General features: G+C 59.5%; 3 protein-coding genes. 2 read left to right on the plus strand and 1 reads right to left on the minus strand.

Annotated features, from left to right (window positions below):
* The coding region (locus tag HF921_RS12475; RefSeq protein ID WP_215893924.1) for an ATP-binding protein at positions 1-824 on the minus strand (824 nt) is incomplete at its 3' end.
* 63 nt (positions 825-887) lie between these two features.
* On the opposite strand from HF921_RS12475, the gene HF921_RS12480 reads away from it, so the two are divergent.
* Both HF921_RS12480 and HF921_RS12485 read left to right on the plus strand, forming a co-directional pair.
* Entirely contained in the window at positions 888-1,451 is a 564-nt protein-coding gene (locus HF921_RS12480; RefSeq protein ID WP_064220200.1) for a septation protein A, read from the plus strand.
* Positions 1,452-1,530: 79 nt separating this feature from the next.
* On the plus strand, positions 1,531-1,673 hold a 143-nt coding region (locus HF921_RS12485; RefSeq protein ID WP_226834610.1), incomplete at its 3' end, for a YciI family protein.

Here is a 1,673-nt window from a genome sequence, read left to right on the forward strand (position 1 = left end):
GGCAGTTCGCCCGCCACCCGGCCACTGCGCGAGCCGCGCTGCAAGGCCCAGCGCAGGGCTTCCTCCCGCCATTCCGCCGGCGGCGTCCGCACTTCCAGGCGCTGCAGATGGATGGCGCAAATATCCAGATACATGGCCTGATCAAAGGGATAAAAGCCCAGCCATAAGCCGAAGCGCTCGGAAAGACTGATTTTTTCTTCCGCTGTCTCGCCGGGGATGATTTCCTCACCGTGGCGATGATATTCCTCATTGTCGGCAAAGTGGCGCGGCATCAGATGCCGCCGGTTGCTGGTGGCGTAGAGCAGCACGTTGTCCGGACGCGCCTCCACACCGCCGTCCAGCAGGGATTTAAGGGCCTTGTAGCCGGGGTCATCGGCGCCGAAAGACAGGTCATCGCAGAAGAGCACAAAGTAATAGGCCTGCTGGGGATCGGCCGCCTGCAACGCGGCGAGAATCTCCGGCAGGTCGAGGATGCCGTCCGGGTCGATTTCAATCACCCGCAGCCCCTGATCCGCATAGCGACGCAGGAGCGCCTTGACCAGCGAAGACTTGCCCGTGCCCCGCCCACCCCAGAGTAAGGCATCATTGGCGGGGAAACCGGCGACAAACTGGCGGGTGTTCAAATCCAGTGCGGCCTTGCTGTCTTCGATACCGAGCAGCTCGTCCATCTCCGGCAAGTCCACGCGCGCCACCCCTTCCAGACGACCACCGAGGGGCAGATGGCGCCAGCGGGCGGCCTTTACCCTGGCAAAATCGGGCAGAGGATGATTGCTGCTGTCCCCCAAAAGGGCGGCCAAGCCCTGAATCATCTGTTGACGTTCCACTGTCCACGGACTCCTTTCTGTGATTAGATACCACTAGCTTAACCCCATTTACCGTGGCGCGTCATGAAACTGCTTACCGACTTCCTCCCCATCATCCTCTTTTTCGTGGCCTACAAGATCCACGGGATCTACACGGCCACCGAGGTGCTCATCGTTGCCGCCATCCTGTTGATGGCCTGGCAGTGGTGGCGGCGGGGCCGGGTGGAGACCATGACCTGGGTCTCCACCCTGCTGATCCTGACCTTCGGCGGCCTGACCCTGTATTTTCATAACGACACCTTCATCAAGATCAAGCCCAGCATTCTCTATGTGCTGTTCGCGGCCGCTCTGCTCTTTACCCACTGGCGCGAGGAACCTCTCCTGCAACGCCTGATGGGCGGACAACTGCCGGCCGCCCTGCCCTTGTCTTTCTGGCGGCGCCTCAATAGCTACTGGATTGCCTTCTTTCTCTTCGGTGCAGTCCTGAATCTGATCGTGGCCTATGCGTTTTCGACAGGTATCTGGGTGGATTTCAAGCTTTTCGGCATGCTCGCCCTCACGGTCATTTTCGTGCTCTTTCAAGCGGTGGTGATCTCGCGTGCCTTGCCGCAAGAGGCTAAGGATAGCGATTCATCGGCTAGTCGCTGATTAGCAGGGACAGTTGCCAAGTTGCCGCAAATGGGGCAATTTTAGGAGCATACCCCTCACCGACAGGATCCAATGACCCATGTATTACTGCATTATTGGCACTGACAATCCCGATTCCCTGAGCATACGCCAGACCGCACGGGGTGATCATCTGGCGCGCCTGCATCAGTTGCAATCCGAGGGGCGTTTACTGACGGCGGGGCCATTCCCCGCCATAGACTG

The sequence above is a fragment of the Acidithiobacillus ferriphilus genome (genome assembly GCF_018854775.1).
Lineage (GTDB): Bacteria > Pseudomonadota > Gammaproteobacteria > Acidithiobacillales > Acidithiobacillaceae > Acidithiobacillus > Acidithiobacillus ferriphilus.